This is a genomic window from Bifidobacterium margollesii (genome assembly GCF_002860355.1).
Classification (GTDB): Bacteria; Actinomycetota; Actinomycetes; order Actinomycetales; family Bifidobacteriaceae; genus Galliscardovia; species Galliscardovia margollesii.
Genome location: NZ_NMWU01000029.1, coordinates 80,725 through 105,476, shown reverse-complemented (window position 1 = coordinate 105,476; position 24,752 = coordinate 80,725). Strand labels below are relative to the sequence as shown.

At 62.9% G+C, this 24,752-nt stretch carries 24 protein-coding genes; 17 read left to right on the top strand and 7 right to left on the bottom strand.

Annotation, left to right across the window (positions count from 1 at the left end):
- Positions 1-4: 4 nt before the first annotated feature.
- Both Uis1B_RS08670 and Uis1B_RS08665 read left to right on the top strand, forming a co-directional pair.
- Complete coding sequence (locus tag Uis1B_RS08670) at positions 5-2,875, top strand: ABC transporter permease (protein WP_207763404.1); 2,871 nt, start codon at positions 5-7, stop codon at positions 2,873-2,875.
- 89 nt (positions 2,876-2,964) lie between these two features.
- A complete protein-coding gene (locus Uis1B_RS08665) occupies positions 2,965-3,369 on the top strand; it encodes a pyridoxamine 5'-phosphate oxidase family protein (protein WP_101617435.1) in 405 nt (134 codons plus the stop codon).
- Between the two features lie 100 nt (positions 3,370-3,469).
- On the opposite strand, the gene Uis1B_RS08660 is transcribed toward Uis1B_RS08665, so the two are convergent.
- Complete coding sequence (locus Uis1B_RS08660) at positions 3,470-5,071, bottom strand: PH domain-containing protein (protein ID WP_165782817.1); 1,602 nt, start codon at positions 5,069-5,071, stop codon at positions 3,470-3,472.
- A gap of 38 nt (positions 5,072-5,109) precedes the next feature.
- A complete protein-coding gene (locus tag Uis1B_RS08655) occupies positions 5,110-5,598 on the bottom strand; it encodes a PH domain-containing protein (protein WP_165782816.1) in 489 nt (162 codons plus the stop codon).
- Positions 5,599-5,742: 144 nt separating this feature from the next.
- Here Uis1B_RS08655 and Uis1B_RS08650 point away from each other — a divergent pair, with 144 nt between their 5' ends.
- Positions 5,743-6,540 (top strand): Cof-type HAD-IIB family hydrolase, encoded by a 798-nt coding sequence (locus Uis1B_RS08650; protein WP_101617430.1) that lies wholly within the window; start codon positions 5,743-5,745, stop codon positions 6,538-6,540.
- Positions 6,541-6,576: 36 nt separating this feature from the next.
- Here the strand turns inward: Uis1B_RS08650 and Uis1B_RS08645 are convergent, their stop codons facing one another.
- Positions 6,577-6,930: a VOC family protein gene (locus Uis1B_RS08645; protein WP_101617429.1), complete on the bottom strand. Its 354-nt coding sequence runs from the start codon at positions 6,928-6,930 to the stop codon at positions 6,577-6,579.
- Between the two features lie 137 nt (positions 6,931-7,067).
- Here Uis1B_RS08645 and Uis1B_RS08640 point away from each other — a divergent pair, with 137 nt between their 5' ends.
- The 12 genes from Uis1B_RS08640 to Uis1B_RS08585 all read left to right on the top strand — a co-directional run bounded on the left by Uis1B_RS08640 (position 7,068) and on the right by Uis1B_RS08585 (position 18,881).
- Positions 7,068-8,738: a spermidine synthase gene (locus Uis1B_RS08640; protein WP_165782815.1), complete on the top strand. Its 1,671-nt coding sequence runs from the start codon at positions 7,068-7,070 to the stop codon at positions 8,736-8,738.
- A gap of 407 nt (positions 8,739-9,145) precedes the next feature.
- Positions 9,146-9,919, top strand: a complete 774-nt coding sequence (gene infC / locus Uis1B_RS08635) for a translation initiation factor IF-3 (RefSeq protein ID WP_101617427.1) — start codon at positions 9,146-9,148, stop codon at positions 9,917-9,919.
- Complete coding sequence (gene rpmI, locus Uis1B_RS08630) at positions 9,900-10,094, top strand: 50S ribosomal protein L35 (protein ID WP_101617425.1); 195 nt, start codon at positions 9,900-9,902, stop codon at positions 10,092-10,094. The genes infC and rpmI overlap by 20 nt, the downstream gene beginning before the upstream one ends.
- Positions 10,095-10,143: 49 nt before the next feature.
- The gene (rplT, locus tag Uis1B_RS08625; RefSeq protein WP_101617423.1) at positions 10,144-10,527 is read left to right on the top strand and encodes a 50S ribosomal protein L20; all 384 of its coding nucleotides are present in this window, start codon (positions 10,144-10,146) and stop codon (positions 10,525-10,527) included.
- A 137-nt stretch (positions 10,528-10,664) separates the two neighbouring features.
- The gene (gene xerD, locus Uis1B_RS08620; RefSeq protein ID WP_101617421.1) at positions 10,665-11,588 is read left to right on the top strand and encodes a site-specific tyrosine recombinase XerD; all 924 of its coding nucleotides are present in this window, start codon (positions 10,665-10,667) and stop codon (positions 11,586-11,588) included.
- Between the two features lie 71 nt (positions 11,589-11,659).
- Positions 11,660-12,499 (top strand): ParA family protein, encoded by an 840-nt coding sequence (locus tag Uis1B_RS08615; RefSeq protein ID WP_101617419.1) that lies wholly within the window; start codon positions 11,660-11,662, stop codon positions 12,497-12,499.
- A gap of 77 nt (positions 12,500-12,576) precedes the next feature.
- Positions 12,577-13,356, top strand: coding sequence for a segregation and condensation protein A (locus tag Uis1B_RS08610; protein WP_243390324.1), 780 nt, complete (start codon positions 12,577-12,579; stop codon positions 13,354-13,356).
- A 22-nt stretch (positions 13,357-13,378) separates the two neighbouring features.
- On the top strand, positions 13,379-13,990 hold the full coding sequence (scpB, locus tag Uis1B_RS08605; protein WP_101617418.1) for an SMC-Scp complex subunit ScpB: 612 nt from the start codon (positions 13,379-13,381) through the stop codon (positions 13,988-13,990).
- A 120-nt stretch (positions 13,991-14,110) separates the two neighbouring features.
- Entirely contained in the window at positions 14,111-16,033 is a 1,923-nt protein-coding gene (gene typA / locus Uis1B_RS08600; RefSeq protein WP_101617416.1) for a translational GTPase TypA, read from the top strand.
- Positions 16,034-16,267: 234 nt separating this feature from the next.
- Positions 16,268-16,789: an alcohol dehydrogenase gene (locus Uis1B_RS08595; RefSeq protein WP_165782814.1), complete on the top strand. Its 522-nt coding sequence runs from the start codon at positions 16,268-16,270 to the stop codon at positions 16,787-16,789.
- Positions 16,786-17,769 (top strand): prephenate dehydratase, encoded by a 984-nt coding sequence (locus Uis1B_RS08590; RefSeq protein WP_101617412.1) that lies wholly within the window; start codon positions 16,786-16,788, stop codon positions 17,767-17,769. The genes Uis1B_RS08595 and Uis1B_RS08590 overlap by 4 nt, the downstream gene beginning before the upstream one ends.
- Positions 17,760-18,881 (top strand): prephenate dehydrogenase, encoded by a 1,122-nt coding sequence (locus Uis1B_RS08585; protein WP_101617410.1) that lies wholly within the window; start codon positions 17,760-17,762, stop codon positions 18,879-18,881. The genes Uis1B_RS08590 and Uis1B_RS08585 overlap by 10 nt, the downstream gene beginning before the upstream one ends.
- Before the next feature lie 36 nt (positions 18,882-18,917).
- Here Uis1B_RS08585 and Uis1B_RS08580 read toward each other — a convergent pair whose 3' ends face one another.
- The 3 genes from Uis1B_RS08580 to Uis1B_RS08570 form a co-directional block, all read right to left on the bottom strand.
- The gene (locus Uis1B_RS08580; protein WP_101617408.1) at positions 18,918-19,556 is read right to left on the bottom strand and encodes a TetR/AcrR family transcriptional regulator; all 639 of its coding nucleotides are present in this window, start codon (positions 19,554-19,556) and stop codon (positions 18,918-18,920) included.
- 140 nt (positions 19,557-19,696) lie between these two features.
- Positions 19,697-20,392: an HAD family hydrolase gene (locus tag Uis1B_RS08575; protein WP_423734878.1), complete on the bottom strand. Its 696-nt coding sequence runs from the start codon at positions 20,390-20,392 to the stop codon at positions 19,697-19,699.
- Positions 20,393-20,459: 67 nt separating this feature from the next.
- Positions 20,460-20,723 (bottom strand): DUF6725 family protein, encoded by a 264-nt coding sequence (locus tag Uis1B_RS08570; RefSeq protein WP_101617504.1) that lies wholly within the window; start codon positions 20,721-20,723, stop codon positions 20,460-20,462.
- Positions 20,724-20,839: 116 nt separating this feature from the next.
- On the opposite strand from Uis1B_RS08570, the gene Uis1B_RS08565 reads away from it, so the two are divergent.
- A complete protein-coding gene (locus Uis1B_RS08565) occupies positions 20,840-21,691 on the top strand; it encodes a carboxymuconolactone decarboxylase family protein (protein WP_101617406.1) in 852 nt (283 codons plus the stop codon).
- Here the strand turns inward: Uis1B_RS08565 and Uis1B_RS08560 are convergent.
- Complete coding sequence (locus tag Uis1B_RS08560; RefSeq protein ID WP_207763408.1) at positions 21,680-23,722, bottom strand: bifunctional ADP-dependent NAD(P)H-hydrate dehydratase/NAD(P)H-hydrate epimerase; 2,043 nt, start codon at positions 23,720-23,722, stop codon at positions 21,680-21,682. The genes Uis1B_RS08565 and Uis1B_RS08560 overlap by 12 nt on opposite strands.
- 182 nt (positions 23,723-23,904) lie before the next feature.
- Between Uis1B_RS08560 and Uis1B_RS08555 the strand changes: the two genes are divergently transcribed.
- Positions 23,905-24,567: a GNAT family N-acetyltransferase gene (locus tag Uis1B_RS08555; RefSeq protein WP_165782813.1), complete on the top strand. Its 663-nt coding sequence runs from the start codon at positions 23,905-23,907 to the stop codon at positions 24,565-24,567.
- The last annotated feature ends 185 nt before the right edge of the window (positions 24,568-24,752 follow it).

Here is a 24,752-nt window from a genome sequence, read left to right as displayed (position 1 = left end):
AACGATGATGTCGAGCGCATTCGGCAAGGATGTATGGCGTACCGTCGCTCATGGATGGAAACGGTTCGTCTCCATCATGATCATCACCGCTTTGGGCGTGACCATGGCCACCGGATTGAAGGCCGCATGCGTGGATCTGCGTCTCAGTGCCGATGCGTTCTTTGACGAGCAGAATCTGTACGACGTTTCCGTGGTGTCCACGTTGGGACTCACCGATGACGACGTTGCGGCGATTTCGAATGATGTCGATGGCGTGTGGCGTGTGGTTGGCGGCTACGGGGAGGAGGTCGCCATCGACGTGAACGGCGGACGTTCCAAAGCGGACGTGACCGCTCTGGACGACGGCGGCATGAACGAGCCTCGCATCATCGACGGGCGGCTGCCGCGCACCGATCGCGAGACGGTGACCACGGCCGCCTATCTGAAGGACACCGGCGCTCGGATCGGCGACACCGTATCGTTCGGCGATCCGGTTTCGACCGGCGCGTCTTCCGAAGAGGATGCCGAAACCGAAGAACTATTCGCCCGTCATGCGTATACGATCGTCGGTACGGTGATCGATCCGGCCGATATCAACAATACGGAAGGGGCCACGGCGTTTCGCAACGACTCCTCGAAAGCGCCCTACGATTTCTACGTCACCCGTTCCGCGGTGAACGAGTCCGCGCGCGACACCTACACCGCCGTGTACATCACGGTCGGAGGAGCGCGGGACGAGCGGGCCTACGACACCGCATACACCACGTTGGTCGATGCGGTGAAAACCCGCATCGGCGATATTCAGGCCGAACGGGAGCGGGCTCGCACCGATGCGGTCAAGGCGGATATGAACGCGGAGATCGACAAGGAGGAGAACAAGGCGAACCGGGAGCTTGCCGACGCGCAGACCAGCATCGACGAAGCCCGAAGCCGGATCGACGGGCAGAGAACACAGCTGGAGACGCAGCGGAGCGATCTGGAGTCGGCCCTCGGGGGAGTCTCCATCGATCAGGCCGCGCAGGCCGGCATGCAGGCCGCCATACAGTTGCAGGCCGCACAGACACAGCTCGACGACGCACAGAACACGTTGGATGAGCGTCAAGCCGAATTCAACGAGAAGAAAGCGAGCGCTCGACGTGATATCGCCGACGCTCGCCGCAAGGTGGACGACATCGATGCGGCACAATGGTATGTTCGCGACCGCACTGCGTTGTCGGGGTATGCGAGCATCGACAGCGACGCCAAATCCATTGAAGCCATCGGCACCGCGTTTCCCATACTGTTCCTGATCGTGGCCGTGCTGATCAGTCTCACCGCCATCGCCCGCATGGTGGAGGAGGAGCGAGGTCTGATCGGCACCTACAAGGCCCTCGGATACCGGCGGCGTGAGATCCTCGTCAAATACATGGTCTACGCCGGCCTTGCCTGTCTTTCGGGAGGCCTCCTGGGTGATCTGCTTGGTTTCGTGGCCCTGCCGGAAATCATCTTCACCATCTTCGAGACCATGTACCTGCTGCCGGGATTCTCCCTGCACTTCGATTGGCTTTACGGGATCGGTGCGGTGCTGCTGTTCGTCGCGGTGATCGTGGGATCGGCCGTCTGGGCATGCCGAGGGGAACTCAGGCTCGCCCCCGCGGCGCTGATGCGTCCCAAGGCGCCGAAGGCAGGCAAGACGATTCTGCTGGAGCGGATACGCCCGCTATGGAGCCGTATGTCGTTCCTCAACAAGGTGACCGCGAGAAACTTGTTCCGATACAAGGCGCGAGCCTTCATGACCATCGCCGGCATCGCCGGATGCACGATGCTGCTCATGTGCGGGTTCGCGATCAGGGATTCGGTCGTCATGCTTTCCCCCAACCAGTACGGTGGCGTCACCGCCTACGATCTCATGGCCGTCACATCGGACGACGATCATGAGTCCGCGATGAAGAGCCTTCGCGGCGACGACGCAGTGAAGGACGTGCTCGGCGTGCGCATCGACTCGGCATCGCTCAGCGTCGCCGGTAGTGGAGGAACCACCGCCGATGAGGGCCGCGGCCAAGAGGAGAACGTGCAGCTGATCGTGGTCCCCGAGGGCGCTGACATCGATGACTACATCCATCTGCGCGAGGCGCAGAGCGACTGGAGCGCAGCCATGGGAGGGGGTTCCGCGGTGCGGCTGTCCGACTCCGGTGTGGCGATCACCAAGAACGCCCAGCAGATGCTCGGCCTCGACGTCGGCGGCATCGCGCACATCAAGGACTCCACGCTGCACGGTGCCGACGCACCCGTGAACGCGGTGGTGGAAAACTATCTGGGCAATTCGGTATTCATGACGCAGCGCCTGTACGAACGGCTGTATGGCGACTACCACGCCAACGCCATGCTCGCCCATCTCGACGGCGATCCGGCCGCGCAGATCCGGTTCTGCGATCGGCTCGCCCACGCGGGCGAATACCTCTCCGTCACGTCCACGGCCGAACTGGTACGTGATTTCACCAAGAACTTCACGCTGATCAACACGGTGGTCTACGTGCTGCTCGTACTGGCGGGAGCGCTCGCCTTCGTGGTGCTGTTCACGCTGTCCACCACCAACATCTCCGAACGGGAGCGGGAGCTCGCCACCATCAAGGTGCTGGGATTCAAACGGCGGGAGGTGCGCCGCTACGTGAACAAGGAGATGATCATCCTCACGCTGATCGGCGTGGCCTTCGGACTGCCGCTGGGTCGTCTGGCCGGCGAGGGGCTGACGATGGTGCTGCGCATGCCGAGCATCTACTTCGCGGTGCATGTGCAGTGGCTCAGCTACGTGATCTCCGGAGTGCTGTCACTGGTGTTCGCCGTACTCGTCACCTTCGTTACGAACCGGATGCTCGACCGCATCGACATGGTCGGCGCGCTGAAAAGCCCTGAGTGATGTTTCTCACAGCGCAACCTCCCGTGTGTCGTCACGCCTCACAGTAGGCTGGACTACAGAGTCATAACCTCCCAAGGAAAGGACATATCATGGCAGTTCTCACCGCCGAGATGAAGAACTTCATCAACGACAATCTCGGATGGATCGCCACCCAGAACGAGGACGGCACCCTGGACCTCGGTCCGAAGATGTCGCTGTTCGTGCTCGACGACAACCACATCGCCTATCATGAGCGCACCGCCGGTCAGGCGTACAGGAACCTGCAGGCCAACGGCAAGCTCGTCATCGCCTTCGCCAACCTCGCCGAAAAGAAGGGCTACCGTTTCCGCGGCAACGTGGTGCTGCACACCGACGACGCCATCTACGAGGAGCAGGTGAAGGTCGCCGAGGAGAAGGGCACCAAGAAGCCCGCCGCCATTCCGGTGCTTGAGATCACCGAGATCGAGGATCTGGCCTCCGGCCCCAACGCAGGCAAGACCATCGTCAAGGACTGATCGTTCAATCCCAACTGATCGATCGGTCCCATGCGACGGCTTGGCCCCTCCTGACGGTAGGGGTCAAGCCGTTTTTCATTCGCCGTCGCCGCAGGCTGGATCAAGAGCCCGACTCGGTCGCCCAGTCGTGCAGCCGCTGGGCCTCAGGGGAGCGGATGACGGTGAACCGCAGCCACGAGTAGCCGTTCATCACGAACATCGGCATGTCCAACGACTCCACGCCGGCGGCAATGCGCCACGGGTAGGTTCGGCGTCGTACGCATTGGATGCGCGATCGGCGGGTGATCATGGTGACGAATCCGAGGCCTCTTGCGCCGGTGACGACGATGCGGCCGTCATCGAGCAGTGCATAGCCTTCGGTGCGCAGTTTCAGCCACTGTTTCGCGAAGGCATAGCCGCCGGCCAGCAGCGGGATAACCAGCAGCCAGAGCAGCCAGAGCACATGAAAGTACGGTTCGAATACCGGATGACCGGCCGGGAACGTGACCTCGTCCAGCGGCATGTTCGGATCCGGCGCATAGAAGCGTGCGGCCGTCAGAACCCCTGCGGCCATGACGGCGCCCGCAAGCATGGTCCAGACGATCGGCATGATCAGCAGATACCGTCCCAGACCGCGGGCGGTTCGCTTCGCCGATCCCGGTCGGAATTCTCGCAGATCCCATTCCGGCAGCATATCGTGCAGTGTGGCATGCAGTCGTTTATCCGCGATGACGGGCAGAATGCCGCCGCGAGTCTCCGCGTCGTCCCCGTCCCCCTCGGTGCCGGGCGTGGTCAGGCCGACCTGCACCGTGCTGAGATGCAGTGCGCGCCTCAGCACTGATTGCCGGATCGTGATGGCCTGCACGCGGTGCACCGGAATGGTGACGGAACGGCGGGTGAGCAGACCGCGTACGATGATCAGATCGTCGCCTCGGCGCCATACCTCGAACCGATGGTATTGCAGCAGTGATTTGACGACGCTGACGACGAGCATCGACGCCAGTATGGCGGTCACGACCATGACCGCGGTCAGGATACTGCCGGCGGCGTAGCGGAACACCGCATATTCGGCCGCGTCGACCATGCCCTCAGGCAACAGATCACGCAGATTCTGGGCAAAACCGTAGATGACGGCCAAAGCGGCGAAGAACCCCAGATCGGTGATCGCGAACAGGACCGTGTCTCGCGCCGAGGCGTGGAACACCAGTCGCTCGCCCTCACGGCTCGAATCGGATTCCCCTTCGACGGTAGGAACCGGATCCGGTGAGGGCTCGGCATCGACCGTTGCCGTATCCGTCGATTTCAGACGCAACCGTTCCAGCTCGTCGCCCAGATTCGCCGGCACCGCGATGAGCGAGATGGACGAGCCGCCCGAGGTGCCGCCGGAGTCGATCGTGACGCTTACCAGCCCGAAGGGCTTGAAGAAGAACGGCTGGCCGATGTTGATCGTATGGATGTGATCGTACGGTATGGCGGTACGGACGGTGTTGAACACTCCGGTGACCAGGGTGATCTCGTCATCGCCGAGCCGATACCGACGACATGCCCACAAAGTGATCCGTCGTACGATCATGACCGTCACGGCCAAGGTGATGATCGCCCACACGACCGGCCTCGAGGGGCGCATCCATGCGATCAGCACCAGCAGCGAGACCATCGTGCCGATCATCGAGCGGGCGCGTTCGGTGATGTCGATGATCAACGACAGCGGATGAACCCGCATCCACCGTCCATGGACCGTCCCGGTCTCCATTCCGCGCATCACACGTCATCCTTCGAAGCAAGCACGCGGGCGCTGATCTGTTCCACGATCGACGTGGCCTGCGCATCGTCCAACGCCGTGATCTCATGCTCATCCACCGCGGTGTGAATCTCCACGGCGGTCAGGCCGAACCGGCGCAGCAATGGCCCCTGCTTGGTCTCCACATGCTGCACCCGGTTGTAGGGGATCGTCGTCGTGGTGCGCAGCAGCCACCCCTTCTTGAGCATCACATCGTGTTCGCCGATCGAATATCGGTTGAACGCATAGGAATATCGCGTCTGCAACGGCTGGGTGATCAGCTCCGCCAGCAGCAGCGCGACGATGACGCCCAATACCAGCCCATGCCAGAACGACCACCATCCAACGATCCGGCAGACCACGGCCGCGATCGCGCACAGCGCCATGCCCCCGAGATCCATCCCCAGCGAGCGCAGCAGCCACACGCGCTTCACCGCTGCGGGCAGACTACTCCACTGTCGTTCGGTCATGCACCCTCCTTCTCCGGTCATTCATAGCGTATCAGCGAGGCCGTGGCCGTCGAATGTGATCCCGGATTCCGGTTCGCCGTCGCATCGCCGGTCGTTGCTAAGCTGAAGGCGGTATCGGCAGGACCATCGCAGCGGAGGAGATCCATGGCATCCAGCATCAAAGCCGTGTTTTTCGACATCGACGGCACGCTCACCAGCTTCACCACCCACGAGGTGCCGCAATCCACCGAGGATGCCATCGAAGCGTTGAAGGCCAAGGGGATCAGGGTGTTCATCGCCACCGGTCGCGCCCCTTCGCAGATGACCATCGTCACCGAGCGGCTCGGCATCGATTTCGACGGCTACGTGACCATGACCGGGCAGTACTGTTTCGACGATCACGGTTTTCTCGAAAAGCATGACATCGACAAGACCGATCTGCGCATCTTCCTCGATTACCTTGCCGCGCATCCCGACGTCGGCGCGAACTTCGCCGAGGAGGACTACGTGTATTTCAACCAGATCACGCCGGTGATCCGGAAGCAGTACGCCGGGCTTGGCGCCACCGCGCCGTCCGTGGTGGTGGACGACGTGAACCGGGTGTTCGACCATCCCACCTACCAGTTCTCCGCATTCGTCGGCGAGGCTGAGGAGGAGCGGATCGTGGCCATGCTGCCGAAATGCCGTTCGGTGAGGTGGCATCCCGCATTCTGCGATTTCATCCCGGCCGACGGCGGCAAGCCCGCCGGCATCAAGGCGTTCATGGAACTGTATGGTCTGCGCCGCGAGGAGACCATGGCGTTCGGCGACGGCGGCAACGACGCCGACATGCTCGCCTACGCCGGCATCGGTGTGGCGATGGGCAACGGGGGAGACAAGGCGAAGGCCGCCGCCGACTACGTGACCGAATCCGTGGACGACGACGGCGTGCTCAAGGCGCTACGCCATTTCGGCGTGCTGTAGCGGATGGGGGGTCGGGACCTGACCGGGCCAATGTCGCTAATGTCGGCAGGCCTCGATGTTGTTGCCCTCGGGGTCATGGACGAAGGCGGCGTAATACGTCGGTCCGTAGTTCGGGCGTGGGCCGGGGGCTCCGTTGTCGGTGCCTCCGGCGGACAGCGCGGCCGCATGGAACGCGGCGATCGCATTCTCGTCGCCGTTGAACGCCACATGCATCGGCGTCACGTCACCGTCCGTCTGCACCACCCATACGCTGGAGCCGTCCGTGGAGGCGAACTGCGCGGCACCGGGGAATTCGTCGCCCTTCGCATAGCCGAGCGGTGCGAGCGCGGCCTCGTAGAACGCGGTTTCGTGCTCGAAGTCCTTGACTTTGATGGTCAGATGGTCAATCATGATGGCTCTCCTTCGTCGTTGATGGAATCCACGTCTCATTGTAGGGCGTAACGGGTGACGGAATCGTGCGACGGCGGCATAATGGTCAGGTCGGACTGGCCATGATCGGACGGGCCATGACGGGAAAGGCGGACACTATGCGTAAGACGACGGCGGATGAGCGACCGATACTGCGGTCGAAGATATTCCTGTACGTCACGGAGTTCTTCTCCGGCATGGCCGTGATGTCGGCCGAGCTCGGAGCCTCGCGGCTGCTCGCCCCCTACTTCTCCAGCTCGCAGATCGTATGGACCATCATCATCGGCACCATCATGATCGCCCTAGCGCTCGGCGCGGTGTTCGGAGGCCGTTGGGCCGACCGCAATCCCGATCCCGACCGGCTCTACCTGCGCATCCTCGCCGCCGCCGTATGGATCTCGCTGATCCCGCTGGTCGGCAAATACGTGATCCTGCTCGTCTCCGGACTGCTCATCGTCACCGTCTCCACGAACTTCCTGGTGATCGCCGCGTTCATCAGCTGCATGCTGATCTTCGTGCCGCCGCTGTTCCTGCTCGGCACGGTCACCCCGGGACTCAACAAATTCGCCACCGATTCGCTCGAGGACAACGCCTCCGTGGTCGGCCGCCTTTCCGCATGCAATACCGTGGGTTCGATCCTCGGCACGTTCCTGCCCACGTTCGTCACCATTCCGTCGGTCGGTACCTTCGTCACCTTCCTGATCTTCTCCGGCTTGCTGCTGCTCCTGCCGCTGATCTACTTCCTCTCCTCGCACGCCATGCGCGCGGTATCCGTGGCTGCGGTCGTCGTGTTCGTCGCATCGGGACTGTTCTCCCCGATGACCGGGTTCGCGTTCTGGGAGCGCAATCTCGCCTACGAGGGCGAATCCATCTACAACTATCTGCAGGTGAAGAATCTTTCCGACCGCACGATCCTCTCCACCAACGTGCTCTTCGGCGTGCAGTCGGTGACCATGAAAACGGACGGGCTCACCGGCATGTACTACGACACCGCGCTCGCTGCGCCGTCGCTCGCCGACAACGCCGATTCGGCGCTGATCCTCGGCATGGGCACCGGCACCTACGCCAGGCAACTCAGACGCTACTATCCGAACATGCGCATCCAGGGCGTGGAGATCGACCGGAAGATCACCGATCTGGCCGGCCGGTACTTCGACGAGCCGAACGACATTCCCGTCAGCACCTACGACGGGCGCGCATGGCTCGCCGCCAGCCGGGACACCTACGATGTGATCATGGTCGATGCGTATCAGGACATCACCATTCCGTTCCAGATGAGCTCCACCGAATTCTTCACGATGGTCAAGAAGCATCTCAATCCCGGCGGCGTGATGGTGGTCAACATGAACATGATCTCCGACGGCGAAGGCTCCATCAACGAGGCATTGCAGGCCACCATAGCCTCCGTGTTCAAGGAGGGCAACGTCATCACCGCCGACGTGCCGGGGACCACCAACCGAGAACTGTTCGCCAAGACCATCGGTGACGACAAGGCGTTCCGCGGCACGAGCTCCCTCTCCAAGGACTCCAAGGCGGCGGCGTTGCGTGCCATGACCGTGATCAACACGCACGACACCGATCTGGCCATGTTCATGACCGACGTGGCCCACCGGTTCAGACAGGTGCCGGAGCCGGCCGCCGGCAGCGATCTCATTCTCACCGACGACAAGGCGCCCGTCGAGGTGCTCGGCATGAAGGCCATCGATCAGCTCATCGCCGAGGAGGCCGGACCGTACCGGCAGATCCTCAAGGAGCAGGGGATTGGCGGGCTGATGAAGTCGGTGCAGTGAGGGCCTTGGGTGTGACCTCGCGGTGAGCTGCCTGCCGAGGTGCTCGCCGCGTTGTCTGTCGAGGTGTTCGCGGCGGAGTGCGCAACGAGAGGCGCAGCTTGCCCCGCCACGCCGGTCGCGCCATGGAATGCGCCACGCCGGTTGCGTAATCGGCGAACTGTGGTATTATCTTCATGGCTTGAGTAATCAAGAAAGTGGAGAAATCCCACCTGGAAGCCTGTTATGGCTTCGGGTCCAAGGCCTACAGCCTTGCCGAATGCTTCGCAATGTCATTCGGCGCGGGGAATACCTCGTACACCATGATCGAGTTTCGATGATACTTCGAATTTCGGTGGTTGACGTGCGCAACCGTTCGTTTCGCGAATGCGGATGAATGGATGGCATGATGCTGTATGTTTCGGACGCAGATGGAATTTCGCCTGGCAGTAGGGAATGGAGTCATCATTAGCGCCGAACCACGTATCAACGAAGAGATTCGCGTATCCCAAGTACGCCTGATCGGCCCGAAGGGCGAGCAGGTCGGGGTCATCGCAACCTCTGTCGCGCTGAATCTGGCACGCGAGGCGAACCTCGATCTCGTCGAGGTCGCACCGAACGCCAAGCCCCCCGTGGCCAAGCTCATTGACTACGGCAAGTTCAAGTACAACGAGAAGATCAAGGCTCGTGAGGCTCGCCGGAACCAGAGCACCGCCGAGATCAAGGAGATCCGCTTCCGTCTCAAGATCGACGATCATGATTTTGACGTCAAGAAGGGGCATGTGGAGCGATTCCTCTCCGGTGGCGACAAGGTGAAGGTCACCATCATGCTGCGCGGTCGTGAGCAGTCCCGTCCGATCGGTGGCGTCGAGCTGCTGCGTCGACTGGCCGACGAGGTGTCCGAGCTGGGCACCATCGAATCCCAGCCGCGTCAGGATGGCCGCAACATCATCATGGTGCTGGCGCCGAAGGGCAAGAAGGTGCACACCCAGTCCGAGCAGCGTCGTCGCGGTGCTTCCGCACGTGCCGAGCGTCAGGCCCGTCAGGCCGCGCGCCTCGCCGCGAAGAAGGATGCGCAGAACGCCGCCGTCGAGGAGGCAGCCGCCGATCTCAAGGCGATTGCCGAGTCCCATGCCGCCGAAAAGACTTCCGCGAAGAAGACCACTCATCATAAGGAGGGCAGCAATGCCGAAGATGAAAAATAACTCCGCTCTGTCCAAGCGTGTCAAGGTTTCTGGCACGGGCAAGCTGGTGCACGCCGGTAGCGCCATGCGCCACAACCTGGAGCACAAGTCCGCTCGCCAGCGTCGCGCTCTGAAGGCCGATGGCGTGCTCGCCAAGCCGCAGGCCAAGAAGCTGAAGAAGATGCTCACCGCCTGATTCGGCGTTACGCAACAGAAGACTCATTAGGAAAGCTGAGGAATAACAAATGGCACGTGTGAAGCGCGCAGTCAACGCCAAGAAGAAGCGTCGCGTCGTTCTCGAAAGGGCTTCGGGCTACCGTGGCCAGCGTTCCCGCCTGTACCGCAAGGCCAAGGAACAGCTGCTGCACTCCTTCAACTACAACTTCCGCGACCGCAAGGCTCGCAAGGGCGACTTCCGCAAGCTGTGGATCCAGCGCATCAACGCCGCAGTCCGCGCTGAAGGCATCACCTACAACCGCTTCATCCAGGGCCTGCACCTCGCCGGCATCGAACTGGATCGTCGCGCTCTGGCCGAGATCGCCGTTTCCGATCCGGACACCTTCAAGACCATCGTGGAAGCCGCCAAGGCCGCTCTGCCCGAGGACGTCAACGCTCCGAAGGCCGCGTGAACGAAACGCTGCGAACGTTGCTGTCCTGAGTGACTGAGACGATGAAGCCCCGCATTCGTGCGGGGCTTTTCCATATGGTCATATGGTCGATGAGGAACGACATCGATGGGAACACAGCGGATGGGCGGCAGGGGGCTATGGGCGACATGAACGGATTCAACGGTCTGATCGAACGGTTCCTCGGCCACATCGACGTGGAGCGGGGGCTCGCCGAAGCCACCGTGCGTGCCTACGAATCCGATCTGCGCCGTTACGCCGACTGGCTGCGGCGGCATGGTCGCCGAGACATCGGCGAAGTGACCAGAGGGGACGTGGAAGGCTTCATGGCATCGCTGGACGGCGAATCCGCGAAAAGCCGGGCTCGACGTCTTGCCGCGGTGCATGAGCTCCACCGGTTCGCCGTGGGGGAGGGGCGCGTTGCCACCGACGTTTCGGAAAGCGTCAAGGCCCCCAAAGGCTCACGGAAACTGCCCGACGTGCTCACCATCGACGAGGTGGCGTCGCTGCTTGAGGCCGCGGCGATGGGAGGCTCCCATGATGCTGTGGTGCTGAGGGACAAGGCTCTGCTGGAGTTCATGTATGCCACGGGATGCCGCGTGTCCGAGGCTGTGGGGGCCGATCTTTCCGACATCGATCTCGATGCGCACGTCGTGAGGCTCACCGGCAAGGGATCGAAGCAGAGACTCGTGCCGCTGGGATCATACGCTTGCGCGGCGATGCACGATTATCTGGACGATGCCCGTACGGAACTGATGGAACGGGCCCGGGGCAATCCGGAGATGAGGGCCATCTTCCTGAACAAACGGGGACGTCGGCTTTCGCGACAGTCGGTATGGGAGGTGGTGAAAACCGCCGGGGATCGTGCCGGCATCACCCGCCCGCTGCACCCGCATACGCTGAGGCACTCGTTCGCCACGCATCTGATCCAGGGCGGGGCCGACGTGCGTACCGTGCAGGAGCTGCTTGGCCACGCCTCCGTCACCACCACGCAGATCTACACGCATGTCAGTCCGCAGACGCTGATGGAAACGTACCTGCTGAGCCATCCGCGCGCCCGGTGACGGGGCTTTCCGCGTGAAAACGCGAATGTCATGCCGCCGGCAAGTCACGCATTCTGGTTACTCTGTGTGATATGCCTACTGATCTGCTGGGGCGCGAGTATGAGACATTTCCGGCGCCCGAAAACCTTGACCGGCACGGGCCGGCCCGTATCGTGGCGATGTGCAACCAGAAAGGCGGGGTCGGCAAAACCACCTCGTCGATCAATATAGCCGGAGCCTTGTGCAACTACGGTCGCAAGGTGCTGATCGTGGATTTCGATCCGCAGGGCGCGGCTTCGGTGGGATTGGGCATCAACGCGAACGCGGTGGACGAGACGATCTACACGGCCCTGTTCTCCCCGGCGATGGATCCGCATGTGGTGATCCAGCACACCCGGTTCCCCGGGCTCGACATCATTCCCGCGAACATCGATCTTTCCGCGGCGGAGGTGCAGCTGGTCACCGAAGTGGGACGCGAACAGGTGCTGGCCGGCGTGCTGCGGCCGCTGAGGGACGAATACGACATCATCATCATCGACTGCCAGCCGTCGCTCGGACTGCTCACGGTGAACGCGCTGACCGCGGCGGACGGGGTGGTCATTCCGGTGGCCGCCGAGTTCTTCGCCCTGCGAGGCGTGGCGCTGCTCATGCAGTCGATCGAAAAGGTCAAGACCCGCATCAATCCGTCCTTGGAGGTGTACGGCGTGCTGGTGACGATGTACACGCGCACGCTGCACTCCGAAGAGGTCATGGACCGCATCTACGAAGCGTTCCAGGAGAAGGTGTTCCACACCGTGATCACCAGATCGATCAAGCTGCCCGACGCCACGATCGCGGCCGCGCCGATCACGATGTACGCGCCGCAGCACAAGACCGCGAAGGAGTACCGCGAGGTGGCGCGCGAACTGGTGGCCCGAGGGGTGATCGCGTAGCCGCGTCGATGGCCGGCGTCGACCAGCCTGATCCGCTCGACGCTTCGCGGGCGGATCAGGATGCCGGTGGATTCTAGGTGAACGTGGAAGGGTATTCCGGCCCGTTCGATGTGCTGCTTGGACTGCTGGCCAATCGTCGCCTGGAGCTCACCGAGGTGTCTCTCGCGCAGATCACCGGCGAGTTCCTCGACTATATCGGCGGCATGGATCTTTCCCGGGACATGGATGAGGCCAGCTCGTTCATCGATGTGGCCTCGATTCTTGTGGAGGCGAAGAGCGTGGCGCTGCTGCCGGACACGGATGACGCGGAGCGTGACGAACGGAGCATGGAGGCGCTGCGAGAACGGGATCTGCTGTTCGCCCGCCTGCTGCAGTATCGGGCGTTCAAACGTGCGGCCGCGGATTTCCGAGCGCTGATCGAGACCAATGCCGGATGGCACGCGCATCCCGGAACGGTGGATGCCGCGCCCGCATCCGCGCCCGCGGAACTGGTTCGTACCGTGGATGCGGCAGGACTGGCCCGGATCGCGGCGCGGGTCATCGCGAACGCTCCGGCAGACGAGGTCTCGGTTGGGCAGCTGCATGTGCCGCTGGTCGATCTGCGGGCTCAGGCCACCGTGGTGCGTGATCGCCTGCGATCGCTGTCGGGAGGTTCGACAACCTTCGATGAGCTGACGCAGGACGCGTCGGTGGCCGAAACGGTGGCGAGGTTCCTTGCCCTGCTGGCGTTTTTCCGGCAAGGTTCAGTGCAGTTCCGGCAGGATGGCCCATATGCCGTGCTGCATGTGCGATGGGTCGTGGACGACGCCGGCTGGCCGGCGGATGACGACATCGTGTCGATCCTCGCCGCCGAATAACCGATGAGTAGGGGGATGATGGATGGCTGATTTCGACGTCGACGATTTTCCCGGCGGACTGGCGGCCTGCCTGGAAGCGGTGCTGATCGCGGCCGACCGGCCGTTGCAGGCGCAGGATCTCGCGCGCATGCTCGGTGTGGAATCCGACCGGGTCATGCATGCGCTGGAGTCGCTGCAGGCGGATTATGACGGCGATGATGACGGCGCAGCCTCGGCATGTCCCGTCCGTGCTCCACGAGGGTTCGAACTGCGTCGGACCGTACGCGGATGGCGGTTCGCCAGTCGGGCGGTGTTCGACCCCGTGGTTCGCGCGTTCACGGCTGACGGGCAGTCGGCACGGCTCTCCCAGGCGGCGTTGGAAACGCTGGCGATCGTCGCCTACCAGCAGCCGGTGACCCGCTCTCGTCTGACGGCGATCCGGGGCGTGAACTCGGATGGCGTGGTGCGCTCGCTGCTGCTGCGAGGACTGGTCTGCGAACGCGGGGAGGACGAGGAAACCGGTGCTGCCCTGTTGATCACGTCGGATCTGTTCTTGGAATACATGGGATTGGATGATCTCGATCAGCTGCCGTCCCTGGCGCCGTTCCTGCCCGAATCGGCGGACGACGTGACCGGCTCGGCGCCGGACGTCTGACCCGTTCGATCCGTCAACCCATGTCGCTAATATTGCTTCGGTTTGTGTGTAAGCGACAAGTAATCGATCAACAAGGCCAATCCGCAAGACAGCCAAGAATTAAGGTAAAGAGAGGTTTCGATGGCGGTTCGTGGTGATATTCGTAATGTGGCAATCGTGGCACACGTCGATCACGGCAAGACCACGCTGGTGAACGCTATGCTCCAGCAGTCCCATGTCTTCAACGAGCGCGAGGAGGTTCCGGATCGTGTGATGGATTCCAACGATCTGGAGCGCGAGAAGGGCATCACCATTCTCGCCAAGAACACCGCCGTGGAATACACCGGCCCGCTGGCCGCGAAGTACGGTCATCCGGAAGGCATCACGCTCAACATCATCGACACCCCCGGCCACGCTGATTTCGGTGGCGAGGTGGAGCGCGGCATCTCTATGGTCGACGGCGTGGTGCTGCTCGTCGACGCATCCGAGGGCCCGCTGCCCCAGACCCGTTTCGTGCTGCGCAAGGCGCTTGAGGCCAAGCTGCCCGTGATCCTGTGCGTAAACAAGGTGGACCGTCCGGACGCCCGCATCGAAGAGGTCGTGGGTGAGACCTCCGACCTGCTGCTCGGTCTGGCCGACGACGTGCAGCATGAAGGCATCGATCTCGATCTCGACCAGCTGCTCGACATGCCGGTGATCTACTGCGCCGCCAAGGCCGGTTACGCCTCCACCAACCAGCCCGCCGACGGCGGTCTGCCCGACAACGAGGATCTCGAACCGCTGTTCGAGGCGATCATCTCCAACATCCCCGCCCCCGAGTACGAGGAGGGCGCTCCGCTGCAGGCGCATGTGGCCAACATCGATTCCTCCGACTTCCTCGGACGACTCGGCCTCGTCCGCATCTACAACGGCACGCTGGAGAAGGGCAAGACCTACGGCCTGTCCCGCGTCGACGGATCCCTTGAGAACTTCCGCGTCTCCGAACTGCTGCGCACGCAGGGTCTGGAGCGCACCCCCGTCGAGTCCGCGGGCCCCGGGGACATCGTGGCGGTGGCCGGCGTGAACGACATCATGATCGGTGAGACCATCGTCGACCCCAACGACCCCAAGCCGCTGCCGCTCATCCATGTGGACGATCCGGCCATCTCCATGACCTTCGGCATCAACGACTCGCCGCTGGCCGGCACTGAGGGCAAGGATCACAAGCTCACCGCCCGCATGATCAAGGACCGTCTCGACCGCGAGCTCATCGGCAACGTGTCGATCAAGGTGCTGCCCACCGATCGCCCCGACGCCTGGGAGGTCCAGGGCCGTGGCGAACTGGCGCTGGCCGTGCTCGCCGAGCAGATGCGTCGTGAAGGCTACGAGCTCACCGTCGGTCGTCCGCAGGTGGTGACCAAGACCATCGACGGCAAGATCAACGAGCCGATGGAGAACACCACCATCGACGTGCCCGAGGAGTACATGGGCACCGTCACCCAGCTTCTGGCCGATCGCAAGGGCCGTATGGACAACATGACCAACCACGGTTCCGGCTGGGTCCGTCTGCAGTTCACCGTGCCCTCCCGTGGTCTGATCGGTTTCCGCACCGCACTGCTCTCCGCCACCCGCGGCACCGGCATCGCCTCCTCGATCTCCGCCGGATACGCTCCGTGGGCCGGTGAGATCACCATTCGACAGAACGGATCGATGGTTTCCGACCGCCAGGGTGTGGCGACTCCGTACGCCATGCAGCGTCTGCAGGCGCGAGGCAACTTCTTCGTCGAACCGCAGTCCCCGGTGTATGAGGGTCAGGTCGTGGGCGTGGCCAACAAGCCCGACGAACTCGACGTGAACATCACGCTGGCCAAGCACATGACCAACATGCGCTCCTCCACCGCCGACGTGCTGGAAACCCTCACCCCGCCGATCAAGATGAGCCTTGAGGAGTCGCTGGACTTCGCCAACGAGGACGAGTGCGTGGAGGTGACCCCCGAAGCCATTCGCGTGCGCAAGATCATCCTCAAGCGCGAGGATTGGTACAAGTGGCGCGCGAAGCAGCGTCGTCAGAATAAGAACGCCTGATCGGCGTCCTTTGAGCCTTCCCCCTCGGGGGAAGGCCGGCGCAGCCGGTCGGATGAGGGGCCGGCAACGGCGCACAGGCAGGAATTCCCACCGGCTTTGAGCCTTCCCCCTCGGGGGAAGGTGGCCGGCACAGCCGGTCGGATGAGGGGATATCGAAAAACGAACGCGAAACCCCTGCGGTCTCCTCGTCGCGGCATACTGAACAACATGACTCGGCGGAATATGACTCAGCGAATGGCGCGACAACATCCACGACGGCAATCCGAAGACGTCTCCCGGCTTATGCCTTGGAGCTTCCGTCTGCCCGGATGGGCCCGCATGCTGGTCGGTCTGGTTTCCGGTGCGATCGTAGGGTTCGTGGGATCATGCGCCTACCGCATGGGGGTGCCGCAGAACATTCCCTACGGGCTGGTGCTGGCACTGCTGCTGGTCGGTATCTCGGCATGGTCGGCCCGCGCCCGCAGCGGCAGCGTGGGACTTGGACTCCATCTGGTCTCCTCCGGCATGGTGACTTGGCTGCTCACCGAAACGGCCACCACCTCGCGGGCGATGATCATCTTCGGATACACCAGCGACGCCTACTCGTTCGTCATGCAGAAATCCGGCATCATCTGGCTGCTGGGCATGGTGGCCGTGCAGGTGGTGCTCGTCATGCTGCCCGACCGTATGTTCGTCGTGCCTCCACGATCGTCTGACGATGACAGGCGCGGTGATGAGTCCCATACGGTCCGCGGAGTCGGAGGAAGCGCACGATGACCACGACGCTGCATTATCTCGGTCCTCGGGGATCGTTCACCCACCAGGCGGCCGTGCTGGCCGCCGACTTGCTCGAAGGCGATGTCGAACTTGTCGCCGAGCCGAACGTCACCGCCATTTTCGAAGCGGTGCGCGAAGGGCGGGGATGGGGCGTCGTGGCCTGGGAGAACAACGTGGAAGGCTATGTGGTTCCCAATCTCGATGCGCTGATCGACGCCCGTGACATCGCGGGATTCGCCCGGGTGGGCGTGGACATCGTCTTCGATGCGTTCGTCCGCCCCGACCACGGTGAGCTCACCACGGTCCGGGCCCATCCGCATGGGCTGGCGCAATGCACGGCGTTCACCGTCGAACATGGTCTGACCCCGCAGCCTGCGGCATCGAACGCCGCGGCGTGCCGTGACATCCTTCCCAACGAAGTCGCCTATGGTCCCCGCATCTGCGGGAGTCTCTACGGATTGCGGACCATGCGCCGCGGCGTGCAGGACTACGACGGCGGTCACACCGAATTCCTCGTGCTGGCGCCGCGAACGCAGGTGAGGAGCCGACTGTCGTCTCTGAAGGCCGGGGGAGTGCGGGAATACGAGTCGATCGTGGCATTCATACCGTTGATCACCGGTCCTGGTGTACTGGCGAATCTGCTCGACCTGCTCCGCGATTCGGGATTGAACATGACCAGCTTCATTTCCCGGCCCATCAAAGGCAATGCCGGAACCTACAGTTTCATCGCCACCATCGACGCCGCGCCGTGGGAGGCGGGTTTCAGATCCGCCATGACCGAAATCATCGAGCATGGCGATTGGATGAAGACGCTGGCCGTCTATCCGAGGCGTGAACGTCCCAGTCCGCCGGTCAGCGCGTGGATGCTGCCGGAGGGGGGCGTGCATATGGACGACATCGCCGAAGGTGCGCTCGAAGGCTATCTGCGGGATCATGAGCAGGATGCGGCGACAATGGACAAGGAGCTGCTATGGGATTGACGAGTTCGTCGCGAGCCTCGTTGGAGGCGGGTGCCGATCCTTTGACGGTATCGCGTCCGCCGCAGGCCGGAACCATCGCCATCGCCGGACTGGGGCTGATCGGCGGTTCCCTTGCTCGCCGTCTGGTGGGGAGGGGACGTACCGTCATCGCATGGAACCATCGTGACGCGCCGTATGAACGAGCTCGTGCTGCGGGGATCGAGTGCGTGCCGCGGGTGGAGGATCTCGCCGCCGCGATTCCCGACGTGTTGGTGCTGTGCACTCCGCTGCGTGCGATGCCGGACGTGCTGAACCGTCTTGCGCCGGTGCTTGACCCTTCGACCACGCTCACTGACGTGGGCAGCGTGAAGGGTCAGGTGCGTGATGAGGTGAAGGCCGTGGGGCTTGATGATCGATACGTGGGGGCGCATCCGATGGCCGGCAACGAGCTTTCCGGATACGCGGCGTCCGACCCGGCGCTGTATGACGATGCCCTGTGGGCCGTGACCTATGACGAGACCACCGATTATGGCCGTATGCTCACGGTGATGGACATGATCTCCGCTGGTGTGGGCAACCGCATGATCGTGCTGGATGACGACACCCATGATCGTGCCGCCGCACTGATCTCCCATATGCCTCATGTGGTGGCCACGGCGCTGGCCAATGAGCTGACGGATACCGACGAGCGTAATATCGCGCAGGCGCTTGCGGCCGGATCATGGCGTGACATGACCCGTGTGGCGCTCACCGATCCTGATCGAACCCGGGCGATGGTGGAGGAGGATTCGGCCAATGTGGCCGAACTGCTGCGTCATATGAGTGCAAGACTCGCCGTCATGGCCGATGTTCTGGAACGGGAGTCCTCCGCCGATCCGCAGATCGTTCGACGGGCGTTGGCGCAATCCCGTGACTTTTTCGCCAAGGCCCGGCCGTACCGTGAGTTCAAGGCCGTCGATGGCATGAAGACCGGCACGGGAGCGGAGTGTGCGAGTCGTGAGGAACGCTTCATCACGGTGAGCGAGCATGATTGGAGGTCGGATCTGCTGGAATCCGCTAAACGCGGCGAGCATATCGTCCGGATCGATTCCCCGTGCACGTTCCGAGTGCAGGTGCGGACCGCGCTGAGATAGATCGCGCTGAGATAGGCTGTACGGGCGGTTGATCGTTCAGCCGTTCGCCGAAGGCGTCCGTTCCGGTAGCAGACGGGCGTCCATCATGTCCACCGGAGGCAGGTGTCTTGCCGTGTCGATGAATCGTGCGATGGTCTCCGGCGGTTCAACGCACCCGCGACGCATCCACAACCACAGTACGGATGTGGTGGCGGAAGCGACCATCTCCCTGCCGTAGACCGAAATCACCGTCGCTGACTTCGAATGGCCGGCCGCTCTGCGTTCGAATTCCACGGTCAGCATCTCCGCGATGAGATCCTTGCATCTGCTGTACAGTGCCATGTCGTTGCCGCTGCGGGATATCGCGTCGAAGAAGTCGAAGTCCTGCTTGATGTAGATCAGGCATTTGAGGATCGTTTCGTATTGGATCAGTTCGATTGCGCTGTTCGTGGGCGACGAGCCGTATCGGGCGGTGGATGTGCGGATGATGTCGGTCAGATCCTCGTGGGCGTTGTCGATCAGCTGCTGACATAGATCGAACTTGTCCATGTAATGGGTGTAGAAGGTGCCGCGGTTGATGTTCGCGAGCCGGGCGATGTCGCTGACGGTCATCGCGTTCATCCCCTTCTGCTTGAGCAGGGTGATGAACGCCGTTCTGATCGCCGCTTCGGTTCGGGTGTTTCTGCGCTGGACCATGATCTCCGCCTTCCGGTGGGCTGTGTCTGTGGGGCGTGGTGTCGGATCATCTCCGAACGTTGATATGCATCCTAGAACCGTGGCTCAGTTAAGTCAACGTGGTGTTGGATTAACGGATTCCTTCACCACCATGTCGCGGATCAGCGTGCAGCGGCATCACGATGCTGCAAGGTGACTCCCAGCGATGCGAGATCCTTTCGGGCCTGATCGGCGTCGGTGAACTGGAAGGCGTGCAGGCCAACCCGTTGTGCGCCGGTGATGTTCTTTGCGGTGTCGTCGAAGAACACCGACCGTTCGGGCGTCAGATGGAAGCGGCTCATCGCCAGTTCGTAGATGTCGGCGTTGGGTTTGTGCATTTTCTCGATGCCGGAGACGATCGTGCCGTCGAGCAGCGCCTTGATCCGCGGGAATTTGGCGAACGCCGTCGGGAACGTCTGCCATCCCCAATTGGTCAGTCCCCAAACGCCGAGACCGGCGTCATGCAGATCGTGGAGCAGCTGTTCCATCCCGGGGATGAGGCGAGGCAGGGCGTCCTCGTAATGCTCCTGATAGTAGCGGAAGATTCCGGCCAGCTCGTCGCCGAACTCCTCTCGGTAGTCGGCCAGCACGTCGTCGAGATCCTCGCCGGCGTCGAGCCGGTCTTCGTAGCGGTAGAACCCGCATTCGTCGTCGTCCGAGCAGATGCGGTCCACCACGTCCTGCGGGAACCGTCCTTCGATCGCGTCGCGGCACTGCCAGTCGAACAGCACGCCGCAGAAGTCGAAGATCACGTCGGTGATGGTGGGGTCGGTGATGGTGGAGGTATCGGTCGGTTTGATGTCGGTCGGATCGGTCATGGTCCCTCTTTCCTTGGTCTGCAAGGCGCCGAAGGCGGACGCCCCGATGTCATTGTAGGGGACGATGTCATTGCATGGGACGTCCGGTGAATTTCGGACGTTCCGGTATCGGTTTGAGCCGTACGATGGTCTGCGATCGGATGGTCGTCACTTCGGCGGGACGGGAGCCGTTCGCGGATTCGTCTCGCAGCATCGTCAGCGTCCGTCCGTCCCATTCGAGTACGTGGCCGACGATATCCCGGTATTTCTCGCGGCCGTCACGTTCATCGATGCCGATCGTGCAGCGTACGACGATGCGTGCGCCCACGGGAATGCGCTCGGGAAGATTCATGCGAACCATCATAGGCGGAAACATTGCGTACGGAGAGATCGGACGGCATTCCGCCCCCTTTGCGGCGTGTATTCGGGTATGTTGGGCATCAAGGGACGAAACGTAAGGAGCATGCAATGGCATTCGACGCATTGAAGAAATCGGCGAGAAGATTCTGGAGGGACGACATCCCCCTCGGCGATTCCGATCCGGAGTTCGTGACGCTGTTCAGCAGGTTCGCCTATGACGAGGTGCTCAACGAGCCGAATGCGAACCATCCCGATCTCACCGATGCCAGACGTTCGATGGTCATTCTCGCGTCGCTGATCGGTTGTCAGGGGCTTGACGAGTATCGCATCATGCTGCCGGTGGCGTTGCAGGGCGGGGTGGGCGCGGCTCAGATCAAGGAGATCGTGTATCAGGCGGTGCCGTATCTCGGCATCGGGAGGGTCATGCCGTTTCTTACGGCGACGAACGACGTCTTTCAGGACAAGGACATACCGCTGCCGGTCGCGCCTCAGGGGACGGTCGACGAATCCACTCGCATGGCGGAGGGCCGGCGCGTGCAGACGGAGGTGCTCGGCGGGTTGGGACGCTCCGGTTCCGATGAGTCCACACGGCATATCCACGCGTGGGTGACCGCCAACTGCTATGGCGACTACTACACGCGTGGCGCGCTGGATATCGATGATCGGAAGATGATCACGGTATGCCTGCTCGCCGCGCAGGGAAGCTGCGAGCCCCAGCTCGTCAGCCATGCCGCGGCGATCATACGGTCCGGAGGCGAGAGACGGTTCCTGGTCGCCGTGATCTCCCAGTGCCTGCCGTACATCGGCTATCCGCGGGCGATCAACGCCCTGCGATGCCTGAACATCGCCTCCGACGCGGTTGACGCCGAGCGTGAGGCGATGGACGGCATGGATGGCTTCTCCTCGGATGCGGAGGATCCGGACGGAGGACGGCCTGCGAACGGGCGATCAGCCGAGTAGCTTCTTCGCCAGTTCGTCGAGTTCCTCATCCGTGTAATCCCGGTCGGCGTCCAGATACACGCCGCCATCGTCATCGGGGTCATCGTCGCCGAGATCGTCATCAGCGTCATCGTCGTCGCCGAGATCGTCCGGCTCCGCGTCGATGACATCGTCGGGGCCTTCGTCGGGATCGATGAGATCCTCGTCCCCGGCATCGTCCTCGTCATGATCGTCGTACATGCGGATCAGCAGCGAGAACGCGGTTGTCAGATCCCTGATGACGTCGGTCGCCGTGATCGGCTGGCCGAGGGAGCCCTGCAGATAGTGGGCATGTTCCGGACTGTGGGTGATCGGCAGCATATCCGAGAAGAATCCGAGCACGTCCGCAGGATCATAGACCACCGGTCTGTTCCAGCCGGACTGCATCGAGCCGGAGGCCAGCTGTGCGGCAAGACCGTGGATGTACGCGCCCACGGCGGCATGGAGGCCGACCTGATCGGGGAAGAGACGGAGGGTATCGGCTCCCTGGGCCAGAACCGCGCCCAGTGTGCCGGCCAGCACGTCGCCGGCTCCGGCCGATGCCAGCCAGGCCGGGGCCGAGCCTGAAACGACCACGCTCGACTCGCCCTCTTCGTCATACCCCACGATCACGGTGATCGCCCCTTTGAGCAGCACGGTGGCACCGGTGATCTCCCACGCACGGGTGGCCCAATGCAACGGTTCCGCCAGCACGTCGGCCGCGGTCACCTCTGCGGCCGCGGCATCATCGTCCCGATGGGCGATCAGCCTCGCCAATTCACCGGCGTGCGGTGTGATCAGCACCTGCGATGTGCACGTTTCAGGCAGCAGATCAAGGGCGCCGGCATCCACCACGATCGGCGGCATATCCGCACTGCCGTCCACCGTGGCGTCATACCGGGCGAGCAGGGTGCGAATCCGCTCGCGCTGCACGTCGTCGCCGTTCTCGTCGGCTTCGGCGCTCGGCACTCCGGAACCCACGACCCACGCCTGCACATGGCCCTGACCCATCACCGCCTCGGGAACCTCGCGCAGCACCAGATCCTCGGCGCGCGTCGGACCGCAGTAGCGGATCATGCCCACATTCGATACGGCCGCGGCATGGGCGGAGAGCACCGCGGCTCCCGGATACGACTGCGAACCGGTGATGAGTCCGACCACGCCGCGGGAATACTTCGAATCGGCGATGTGCGGCATTCGAATCATCTGGGCCGCGGTTCGGGGGATCATGGCCTCCACCGCGGGAGTAAAGGGCGCCGTGTCGAAGTCGAAGTCCACCAGCACCAGCTGACCGCATGCGTAGGCGCTCGGCGGCAGCATGGCGCACGGCTTCATCGCGCCGAACGTCACCGTTACGTCCGCGGGAATGTACGGGCCGGGCAGCGTGCCGTCGTCCACGCCGATGCCCGAGGGCGTATCCACCGCGAGCACCAGCGGAAAGGCGCCGAGGCTCTCGCCCTTCGGCAGCGCCATGGATTCGGGAAGGCCGCTCTCCCGTCCCAGTTCGGCGGCTACATGCGCGGGGATGCCGCGCAGGGCTCCGACGAGTCCGATGCCGGTCATCGCATCGATGATCAGGTTCGCATTCTCGGCGATCTCCAGAGCCTCGTCGAAGGCTTCCTGCGCCTCCTCGACGTCGGCCGGCGCCTCATGCCCGGTGATGGCGGCCCGTGGATCCAGCACGATCACTTCGCCCCCCGCACGCTCGAAGGCGGCGAGACCCTGGGCGTGCAGACTCGTTCCAACGGCCACTGCGGTGACCGGGATGCCCTGATCCGCCAGTTCCGCAGCTGCGAACAGCCCGTCGCCGCCGTTGTCCCCGCCTCCTGCGAGCAGTACGATCTGCGCGTCATCGGGGGAGACATGCGCTCGGGCCATCATCACTCGTGCCGACATGGCCACGGCGGAGGCCGCCATATGCATGAGCGGCACGCCGCTTTCAAGCAGGGGCTTCTCCATGGCCCGAACGTCATCGGATGCGAACGCCGCTGACACGAATTCGTCGTCCAGTTCGGCATCCTCATCAAACAGCATCGACATCATCGTTCCCTGCCTTCCCGCCGGTATGCTGGGCGAATCTCGCCGGCCGGCTGTGCTCCACCATTGTCTCTCCATCCACGGAGAAACGACGGTTGCGACGGTTTCCCAGGCGAACGGGTTTGCCGTCGTCGTTGGATATCGTCTAGGGTGAATGACGAATGGAGGTTGCCGTCAATATGTCGCAAACTGTGCTCAGAAGCATGAGGGCCGAGGATCTGCCGCAGATCGAACGCATCGTCGGTCTTACCTGGAACTACGAGGATCGGGTAGGCGCCGACATGGCGGCACGGTTCGCCGCCATCGATGCGCTCAACTGCCTTTCCCGCCGCACCTTCATGCGGGTGGCCGACATCGACGGTGACATCGCCGGGTTCATCGTGGCCAATGATCTGCGTGAACCACGCCGGGATTGGCCGATGCTCGCACGCAGGACGGCACTGCTCCTCAGGCTCGCCCTCAGCCGGGAGGGACGTGACGGGCTGCGGATGTTCGCCGGGTACGAGCGCACCGATGCCATGCTGCGTCGTGATGCCGATCAGGCGGGCAGGCGCTACGAGGGTGAAGTGGTGCTGTTCATCGTGTCGCCCGACTTCAAGGGCCATGGCGTCGGCCGTCGGCTGTTCGGGGCCGCTATGGAGTATTTCCAAGGTCGAGGCATCGAGGAGTTCTTCCTCTACACCGATACCAGCTGTGATTTCGGGTTCTACGAGCATCGTGGAATGACCCGCCGTTGCGAGCGCGACGTGGAATTCGCACTCGGCGGGCGTTCCGAATCGCTGTCCATGTACCTCTATGACGACGTGACGTCACGGCAGATCGCATATCAGGCCAAGGCATAGCCGGGATCCACAAGGCATAGCCAAGATCCACAAGGCATGGTCGGATGGGTCGTGCATACACACGGACAGGCGAACAAACGACGCACAGTGAAAAGGGTTGCGCACAGTGAAAAGGTGCATACACGGCGAAAAGGGGCACGGCCTTCATTGTGCCGTGCCCCTTTTCGCCGTGTGAATGCGGAAGC

Excerpts from the sequence above, each read along its gene's own strand:
- Uis1B_RS08670 (WP_207763404.1), top strand. The coding sequence starts at position 5 with ATGATGTCGAGCGCATTCGGCAAGGATGTATGGCGTACCGTCGCTCAT.
- Uis1B_RS08665 (WP_101617435.1), top strand. The coding sequence starts at position 2,965 with ATGGCAGTTCTCACCGCCGAGATGAAGAACTTCATCAACGACAATCTC.
- Uis1B_RS08660 (WP_165782817.1), bottom strand. The coding sequence starts at position 5,071 with ATGCGGGTTCATCCGCTGTCGTTGATCATCGACATCACCGAACGCGCC.
- Uis1B_RS08655 (WP_165782816.1), bottom strand. The coding sequence starts at position 5,598 with ATGACCGAACGACAGTGGAGTAGTCTGCCCGCAGCGGTGAAGCGCGTG.
- Uis1B_RS08650 (WP_101617430.1), top strand. The coding sequence starts at position 5,743 with ATGGCATCCAGCATCAAAGCCGTGTTTTTCGACATCGACGGCACGCTC.
- Uis1B_RS08645 (WP_101617429.1), bottom strand. The coding sequence starts at position 6,930 with ATGATTGACCATCTGACCATCAAAGTCAAGGACTTCGAGCACGAAACC.
- Uis1B_RS08640 (WP_165782815.1), top strand. The coding sequence starts at position 7,068 with ATGCGTAAGACGACGGCGGATGAGCGACCGATACTGCGGTCGAAGATA.
- infC (WP_101617427.1), top strand. The coding sequence starts at position 9,146 with ATGGAATTTCGCCTGGCAGTAGGGAATGGAGTCATCATTAGCGCCGAA.
- rpmI (WP_101617425.1), top strand. The coding sequence starts at position 9,900 with ATGCCGAAGATGAAAAATAACTCCGCTCTGTCCAAGCGTGTCAAGGTT.
- rplT (WP_101617423.1), top strand. The coding sequence starts at position 10,144 with ATGGCACGTGTGAAGCGCGCAGTCAACGCCAAGAAGAAGCGTCGCGTC.
- xerD (WP_101617421.1), top strand. The coding sequence starts at position 10,665 with ATGGGCGACATGAACGGATTCAACGGTCTGATCGAACGGTTCCTCGGC.
- Uis1B_RS08615 (WP_101617419.1), top strand. The coding sequence starts at position 11,660 with ATGCCTACTGATCTGCTGGGGCGCGAGTATGAGACATTTCCGGCGCCC.
- scpB (WP_101617418.1), top strand. The coding sequence starts at position 13,379 with ATGGCTGATTTCGACGTCGACGATTTTCCCGGCGGACTGGCGGCCTGC.
- typA (WP_101617416.1), top strand. The coding sequence starts at position 14,111 with ATGGCGGTTCGTGGTGATATTCGTAATGTGGCAATCGTGGCACACGTC.
- Uis1B_RS08595 (WP_165782814.1), top strand. The coding sequence starts at position 16,268 with ATGGCGCGACAACATCCACGACGGCAATCCGAAGACGTCTCCCGGCTT.
- Uis1B_RS08590 (WP_101617412.1), top strand. The coding sequence starts at position 16,786 with ATGACCACGACGCTGCATTATCTCGGTCCTCGGGGATCGTTCACCCAC.
- Uis1B_RS08585 (WP_101617410.1), top strand. The coding sequence starts at position 17,760 with ATGGGATTGACGAGTTCGTCGCGAGCCTCGTTGGAGGCGGGTGCCGAT.
- Uis1B_RS08580 (WP_101617408.1), bottom strand. The coding sequence starts at position 19,556 with ATGGTCCAGCGCAGAAACACCCGAACCGAAGCGGCGATCAGAACGGCG.
- Uis1B_RS08575 (WP_423734878.1), bottom strand. The coding sequence starts at position 20,392 with ATGACCGATCCGACCGACATCAAACCGACCGATACCTCCACCATCACC.
- Uis1B_RS08570 (WP_101617504.1), bottom strand. The coding sequence starts at position 20,723 with ATGAATCTTCCCGAGCGCATTCCCGTGGGCGCACGCATCGTCGTACGC.
- Uis1B_RS08565 (WP_101617406.1), top strand. The coding sequence starts at position 20,840 with ATGGCATTCGACGCATTGAAGAAATCGGCGAGAAGATTCTGGAGGGAC.
- Uis1B_RS08560 (WP_207763408.1), bottom strand. The coding sequence starts at position 23,722 with ATGCTGTTTGATGAGGATGCCGAACTGGACGACGAATTCGTGTCAGCG.
- Uis1B_RS08555 (WP_165782813.1), top strand. The coding sequence starts at position 23,905 with ATGTCGCAAACTGTGCTCAGAAGCATGAGGGCCGAGGATCTGCCGCAG.